The 6828-nt window shown below is 49.6% G+C and carries 7 protein-coding genes and 2 pseudogenes; 5 read left to right on the top strand and 4 right to left on the bottom strand.

Translation table 11 applies throughout. The features are described 5' to 3' along the window. The 3 genes and pseudogenes from BHE85_RS08975 to BHE85_RS08965 form a co-directional block, all read left to right on the top strand. A partial coding sequence (locus BHE85_RS08975) for an IS1 family transposase (RefSeq protein WP_001393844.1) occupies nucleotides 1–234 on the top strand: 234 nt, incomplete at its 5' end. 11 nt (nucleotides 235–245) lie between these two features. After that, nucleotides 246–404: pseudogene (locus tag BHE85_RS08970) on the top strand (MHS family MFS transporter YdfJ); the annotation flags it as partial. 88 nt (nucleotides 405–492) lie between these two features. After that, the gene (locus BHE85_RS08965) at nucleotides 493–1953 is read left to right on the top strand and encodes a mannitol dehydrogenase family protein (RefSeq protein WP_000527814.1); all 1461 of its coding nucleotides are present in this window, start codon (nucleotides 493–495) and stop codon (nucleotides 1951–1953) included. 34 nt (nucleotides 1954–1987) lie between these two features. Here the strand turns inward: BHE85_RS08965 and ydfZ are convergent, their stop codons facing one another. The 3 genes and pseudogenes from ydfZ to ydfG form a co-directional block, all read right to left on the bottom strand. Then, nucleotides 1988–2191 (bottom strand): putative selenium delivery protein YdfZ, encoded by a 204-nt coding sequence (gene ydfZ / locus BHE85_RS08960; RefSeq protein ID WP_000214712.1) that lies wholly within the window; start codon nucleotides 2189–2191, stop codon nucleotides 1988–1990. Nucleotides 2192–2368: 177 nt separating this feature from the next. Further along, nucleotides 2369–3054, bottom strand: a pseudogene (gene rspR, locus BHE85_RS08955) (DNA-binding transcriptional regulator rspR). 88 nt (nucleotides 3055–3142) lie between these two features. Beyond that, nucleotides 3143–3889 carry a bifunctional NADP-dependent 3-hydroxy acid dehydrogenase/3-hydroxypropionate dehydrogenase YdfG gene (gene ydfG / locus BHE85_RS08950; RefSeq protein ID WP_000636571.1) on the bottom strand — a complete coding sequence of 249 codons (747 nt, stop codon included), beginning with the start codon at nucleotides 3887–3889 and terminating at the stop codon, nucleotides 3143–3145. A gap of 136 nt (nucleotides 3890–4025) precedes the next feature. Here ydfG and dcp point away from each other — a divergent pair, with 136 nt between their 5' ends. Next, entirely contained in the window at nucleotides 4026–6071 is a 2046-nt protein-coding gene (gene dcp, locus BHE85_RS08945; RefSeq protein ID WP_000210376.1) for a peptidyl-dipeptidase Dcp, read from the top strand. A gap of 43 nt (nucleotides 6072–6114) precedes the next feature. Here the strand turns inward: dcp and BHE85_RS08940 are convergent, their stop codons facing one another. Beyond that, nucleotides 6115–6576: a 2-oxo-tetronate isomerase gene (locus tag BHE85_RS08940; protein ID WP_044325975.1), complete on the bottom strand. Its 462-nt coding sequence runs from the start codon at nucleotides 6574–6576 to the stop codon at nucleotides 6115–6117. A gap of 63 nt (nucleotides 6577–6639) precedes the next feature. On the opposite strand from BHE85_RS08940, the gene BHE85_RS08935 reads away from it, so the two are divergent. Further along, nucleotides 6640–6828, top strand: a 189-nt coding sequence (locus BHE85_RS08935) for an IS1 family transposase (RefSeq protein ID WP_047204290.1), incomplete at its 3' end; no start/stop codon positions are given.

The following is a 6828-nucleotide window of genomic DNA, read 5'->3' as shown; positions in this document are numbered from 1 at the left end:
TCGGCCTTTGAGGTCGTGGTATGGATGACGGATGGCTGGCCGCTGTATGAATCACGCCTGAAGGGAAAGCTGCACGTTATCAGCAAGCGTTACACTCAGCGCATTGAGCGACATAATCTGAATCTGAGACAACATCTGGCAAGGCTGGGACGGAAGTCACTGTCGTTCTCAAAATCGGTGGAGCTGCATGACAAGGTCATCGGGCATTATCTGAACATAAAACACTATCAGTAAGTTGGAGTCATTACCCGATCGCCATTATGATCATGGCATATTCAGTGATTGGTTTAATCTCTGCGCTGAAAATGCCAGAGGTGAAAGACCGTGATTTAAGTGCGCTGGAAGACGCTGCGGAAGATCAACCGCGTGTTGTAAGAGCTGCGCAACCTTCCAGAAGTCTGTAAACCCTCAATCCCTTCTCTTACCGGAGAGGGGATTTTTATTCATATAACAAAACATATAGCTTGCCATATTTAAATTTAAGGAATTGTTATGGGAAATAATTTGTTATCAGCAAAAGCGACACTCCCTGTTTATGATCGTAATAACCTGGCCCCAAGAATTGTTCATTTAGGCTTTGGTGCATTTCACCGTGCGCATCAGGGCGTGTATGCCGATATTCTTGCTACAGAACATTTCAGTGACTGGGGATATTATAAGGTCAACTTAATCGGCGGCGAACAGCAAATTGCCGATTTACAACAGCAAGATAATCTTTATACCGTTGCGGAAATGTCGGCCGATGCGTGGACGGCTCGCGTCGTTGGCGTCGTTAAAAAAGCCTTGCACGTACAGATGGATGGCTTAGAAACCGTGTTGGCTGCGATGTGTGAACCGCAAATCGCGATTGTCTCTCTGACAATCACCGAAAAAGGGTATTTCCACTCTCCGGCGACCGGACAGTTAATGCTCGATCACCCGATGGTCGCTGCCGACGTGCAAAATCCCCACCAGCCGAAAACAGCAACAGGGGTGATTGTTGAGGCGCTGGCCCGCCGTAAAGCGGCAGGACTTCCCGCATTTACCGTCATGTCATGTGACAACATGCCAGAAAACGGTCATGTTATGCGTGACGTTGTCACTTCATACGCGAAAGCTGTTGATGTAAAACTGGCACAATGGATCGAAGATAACGTGACTTTCCCATCAACAATGGTGGACCGTATTGTGCCCGCAGTGACAGAGGATACGCTGGCGAAAATCGAACAACTTACCGGTGTGCGCGATCCTGCGGGCGTTGCCTGTGAACCTTTCCGCCAGTGGGTAATAGAAGATAACTTTGTTGCCGGACGTCCAGAATGGGAAAAAGCGGGAGCCGAACTGGTTAGTGATGTGCTGCCTTATGAAGAGATGAAGTTGCGCATGCTCAACGGCAGTCATTCATTCCTGGCGTATTTGGGTTATCTTGCCGGATATCAGCACATTAATGACTGCATGGAAGATGAACATTATCGTTATGCGGCGTATGGCTTGATGTTGCAGGAACAAGCGCCGACGCTGAAAGTGCAGGGCGTTGATTTGCAAGATTACGCTAACCGATTAATTGAACGCTATAGCAATCCGGCGTTACGTCATCGAACCTGGCAGATTGCGATGGATGGTAGCCAGAAATTGCCACAGCGGATGTTGGATTCTGTTCGCTGGCATCTGGCGCATGACAGCAAGTTCGATCTGCTGGCGCTGGGCGTCGCGGGTTGGATGCGTTATGTCGGTGGTGTTGATGAACAGGGAAATCCGATAGAAATCAGTGACCCACTGTTACCTGTTATTCAGAAGGCTGTACAAAGTAGTGCCGAAGGGAAAGCGCGCGTCCAGTCATTGCTGGCGATTAAGGCAATCTTTGGTGATGATTTGCCAGACAATAGCTTGTTTACTGCAAAAGTGACGGAAGCGTACTTGTCTTTATTAGCGCATGGCGCGAAAGCGACCGTGGCGAAATATTCCGTGAAGTAAAAAAAGCAATGCCGCCATCGGCGCATTCACACACTTAGTTCATGCCGAGACGAATCAGGTCCAGAGGTGCCAGTTTCTCTTCACAACCTTCAACAACTACGGTTTTTCCGCGGCGGATTTGCTCAGCGGTCAGACCTTCAGTATCAATCGACAGGATCTTGCCAGTGTGACCGGTGCCGCTAACCATAACACGGCTGCCAGTGGTGATTGCGTTACGGTTACGATCGTAGGTCGTCATAGGTGTTTTCTCCTTTCTGATTTACAGTCGAAGCCCACGTAACGGGCGCAATATAAATACTCCTGTCGAGTGAAATATTTTTTGTTTTTGATCAAGCTCACATCTTTTTTGATGCATGCATGAGCCGTAAGGCGGGGGGAAAAGCCTCTCATCCCGGATGGGATGAGAGTAAATGAATTACTCTTCGCTAAACCAGTCGCTGTTTTCCTGGCGGATCTGGCCACGGATTCGCTGATTTCCTGCAAATGTTGCGTCATTGCACGTTCTACCGCATCGCCATCACGTTTTTGCAGGGCAGAGAAAATATCAAGATGCTGGCGTAACAGCATTTCTGGTGGAGAAACATGGTCGAAACTCATATAGCGCACGCGATCAACGGTCGCTTTCAGGTTCTCAATGGTATCCCACGCCAGTTGACAGTCGGCAATCTGCGTCAGGAGTTGATGGAAGTTGTCATCAAGTTCAAAAAAATCATCCAGTTGCTTGTGCTCAATGGCAATGCGTTGCTGGTGAAGATTTTGTTCCAGTTGGTAGCACTGGCTTTCGGTAATCATGCTCGCCGCCCGACGCGCCACCGCGCACTCAATGGCCTGACGGATAAAACTGCCGTTGCGCACCTGGGCCATGGAAATTTTGTTGACGTAGCTGCCACGCTGTGGACGAATTTGAATCAGGCCGTTTTCCGCCAGTTTAATAAAGGCTTCACGAACCGGCTGGCGTGACACATTGAAACGAACAGAAACTTCTTTTTCCGACAACGGTGTGCCTGGAGCAATCAGGCAATGGACAATGTCGCGACGAAGGATACGATAAATTTGCTGATTGACAGGCTGTGTGGGATTAAGTTGCGTTTCGACGGTCATTCGTTCTTGCTTGTGAGTGAGTTAACTGCATGAGTCTACCACTTTTTTGTGACAAGCAATAACCCGGCAGTTACGCCGGGTATAAAAATTACTGACGGTGGACATTCAGTCCGGCATAGCTTTGGGTAACCGGCATCATTTCCAGGGTATTGATATTGACGTGAGCAGGCAGCGTTGACACCCACCAAACGGCTTCGCTGACATCTTCTGGCGTCAATGCAACGGTATTTTGATAGGTTTTTTCCGCTTTACCGTCATCGCCTTTAAAGCGGACATTGGAAAACTCGGTGCCACCCACCAGACCCGGTTCGATGTCGGTGACGCGCACCGCCGTACCATGCAGGTCCGTACGCAGATTCAGGCTAAACTGACGAACAAACGCTTTCGTCGCACCGTAAACGTTACCACCGGCATAAGGCCAGCTACCTGCCGTTGAGCCAATGTTAATAATATGACCATGATTACGTTCAACCATACCCGGTAAGACGGCGCGCGTCATATATACCAGGCCTTTGTTGTTGGTATCAATCATCGTTTCCCAGTCTTCAACGCTGGCTTTATGCGCAGGCTCCATGCCCAACGCCAGGCCGGCATTATTTACCAGGATATCAATATTGCACCACTCGGCAGGAAGCGATGCCAGCATCTCTTCAATAGCGGCGCGGTTGCGAACGTCCAGTTGGGCGATGTACAGATTATCTCCCAGTTCGTCTTTTAACTCCTGCAACCGTTCCTGGCGACGGCCAGTGGCGATAACTTTATGCCCTTGTTGAATAAAACGACGAGTAATGCATTCACCAAAACCTGCCGTTGCTCCAGTTACTAAAACGATCATCTCACTGTTCCTCAACGCTTTTGTGTGTCAATAACATAGCACGTGATGCTTAAGAGCGGGTAATACTGGTTTGTAAGATTGCACTCCGTTATCAGTAAGCCTACGCTATGGAACACCTCGCGTTCAGGAGAAGAAAATGACAACAATGAATCCTTTCCTTGTGCAAAGCACACTACCGTATCTGGCTCCCCATTTTGATCAAATTGCCAATCATCACTATCGCCCGGCATTCGATGAGGGAATGCAGCAAAAGCGGGCAGAAATTGCTGCCATCGCGCTTAACCCGCAAACGCCTGATTTCAACAATACTATTCTGGCACTGGAACAAAGCGGAGAATTACTTACCCGCGTTACCAGCGTCTTTTTTGCGATGACTGCGGCGCATACCAATGATGAATTACAGCGTCTTGATGAACAGTTTTCCGCTGAACTGGCGGAACTGGCTAATGATATCTATCTGAACGGTGAATTATTCGCGCGGGTAGATGCTGTCTGGCAGCGCCGTGAATCCCTGGGGCTTGATAGTGAATCCATCCGCCTGGTGGAGGTGATTCATCAACGTTTTGTCCTTGCCGGAGCCAAACTTGCGCAAGCTGATAAAGCAAAATTAAAAGTACTGAATACAGAAGCTGCGACCCTGACCAGCCAGTTTAACCAGCGATTACTGGCAGCAAATAAATCCGGCGGTCTGGTTGTGAACGATATCGCGCAGCTGGCAGGAATGAGTGAGCAAGAGATTGCGCTGGCGGCAGAGGCGGCTCGCGAGAAAGGTCTGGATAACAAATGGCTGATTCCGCTGCTGAATACCACCCAACAACCGGCGCTTGCCGAGATGCGCGATCGTGCGACGCGTGAAAAACTGTTTATTGCGGGCTGGACGCGAGCGGAAAAAAATGATGCCAATGATACCCGCGCTATCATTCAACGTCTGGTAGAGATTCGCGCACAGCAGGCGAAACTGCTTGGTTTTCCTCATTATGCCGCATGGAAAATCGCCGATCAGATGGCAAAAACGCCAGAAGCAGCACTCAACTTTATGCGGGAAATTGTTCCAGCGGCGCGTCAACGTGCTAGCGATGAATTAGCCTCCATACAGGCGGTTATCGATAAGCAGCAAGGCGGGTTTAGCGCGCAGCCGTGGGACTGGGCATTTTATGCCGAACAGGTACGGCGGGAGAAATTTGATCTTGATGAGGCGCAGCTCAAGCCATATTTTGAATTAAACACGGTGTTGAATGAAGGTGTATTCTGGACCGCGAATCAGCTCTTCGGTATTAAGTTTGTCGAACGTTTTGATATTCCTGTCTACCATCCTGACGTTCGTGTGTGGGAAATTTTTGATCATAATGGCGTGGGACTGGCGTTATTTTACGGTGATTTCTTCGCCCGTGATTCAAAAAGCGGCGGTGCATGGATGGGCAATTTTGTTGAGCAATCAACGCTTAATGAAACGCATCCGGTAATTTATAACGTTTGCAATTATCAGAAACCCGCTGCCGGTGAGCCTGCGTTGTTACTCTGGGATGATGTCATAACCTTATTCCATGAATTTGGTCATACGCTGCACGGCCTTTTTGCCCGCCAGCGTTATGCCACGCTTTCCGGCACCAACACGCCGCGTGATTTTGTCGAATTTCCGTCGCAAATCAACGAACACTGGGCAACGCATCCGCAGGTATTCGCTCGCTACGCCCGGCATTATCAGAGCGGGGCAGCAATGCCTGACGAACTGCAACAGAAAATGCGTAATGCCAGCCTGTTCAACAAAGGGTATGAGATGAGCGAACTGCTTAGCGCCGCACTTCTCGATATGCGCTGGCATTGCCTGGAAGAAAACGAAGCAATGCAGGATGTCGATGATTTTGAATTGCGGGCGCTGGTGGCGGAAAATATGGATCTTCCTGCTATACCGCCACGCTATCGCAGCAGTTATTTCGCCCATATTTTTGGTGGCGGATATGCTGCAGGTTATTACGCTTATCTGTGGACGCAAATGTTGGCCGATGATGGGTACCAGTGGTTTGTTGAGCAGGGCGGATTAACGCGTGAAAATGGGCAGCGTTTTCGCGAGGCGATCCTTTCCAGAGGTAACAGCGAAGATCTGGAACGCCTGTATCGACAATGGCGCGGTAAGGCTCCTCAGATTATGCCGATGCTGCAACATCGTGGCTTGAATATATAAACACCACCAATGGCTGGCCTGGAGATATCGCCAGGCAGCCTGGTTATAGCAGTAATTGCAGCAGCTGGACGTGGGCAAACCTCACCGCTAAAGCTAATACCGTTTCGCAGTCGCCAGCAAAATGCATAACCGCAGTGTAGGTCTGGCCTTTAATATGCCACGCGAACCAGACGGTACCCGCTGGCGTACCATCTTCACCGCCCTCCAGTCCGCCGTAGCCGGTAATGGCAATACTGACATCAGCATCCGCACGCTCTATGGCACCTGTTGCCATTTCTGCTGCCACTTTCTCACTCACCGCAGAATATCGTTCAAGAGATTGCTGGCTTACGCTGAGGATTTTCATCTTTGCCTGATCGGTGAAAGTAACAAAGCCTGCACCGTAAAATTTGGGTGTATCTTCAGCTGCACACAGGGCGCTAGCCAACTTACCGCCGGTGCATGATTCGGCGGTAGTTAAGCGTAATTGATCCGCGATAAGTCTTTGACTCAACGCGGATGTCAGGTTTTCAAGGTAATGCTGCCAACTTACTGATTTAGTGTATGATGGTGATTTTAAGGTGCTTGCGTGGCTTCCATTTCCATCAGATGTCCTTCCTGCTCCGCTACTGAAGGCGTGGTGCGTAACGGCAAAAGCACTGCCGGACATCAGCGCTATCTCTGCTCTCATTGCCGTAAAACATGGCAACTACAGTTCACTTACACCGCCTCTCAGCCCGGTACGCACCAGAAAATCATTGATATGGCCATGAATGGC

Source organism: Shigella sp. FC1567, assembly GCF_001743015.1.
GTDB lineage: Bacteria > Pseudomonadota > Gammaproteobacteria > Enterobacterales > Enterobacteriaceae > Escherichia > Escherichia coli.
The sequence above is the reverse complement of the archived record's forward strand: the minus strand, read 5'-3'. Positions and strand labels throughout refer to the sequence as shown.

What these genes read in the sequence shown, in the direction of transcription:
- BHE85_RS08965 (WP_000527814.1), top strand. Translation starts at nt 493, where the DNA reads ATGGGAAATAATTTGTTATCAGCAAAAGCGACACTCCCTGTTTATGAT.
- ydfZ (WP_000214712.1), bottom strand. Translation starts at nt 2,191, where the DNA reads ATGACGACCTACGATCGTAACCGTAACGCAATCACCACTGGCAGCCGT.
- ydfG (WP_000636571.1), bottom strand. Translation starts at nt 3,889, where the DNA reads ATGATCGTTTTAGTAACTGGAGCAACGGCAGGTTTTGGTGAATGCATT.
- dcp (WP_000210376.1), top strand. Translation starts at nt 4,026, where the DNA reads ATGACAACAATGAATCCTTTCCTTGTGCAAAGCACACTACCGTATCTG.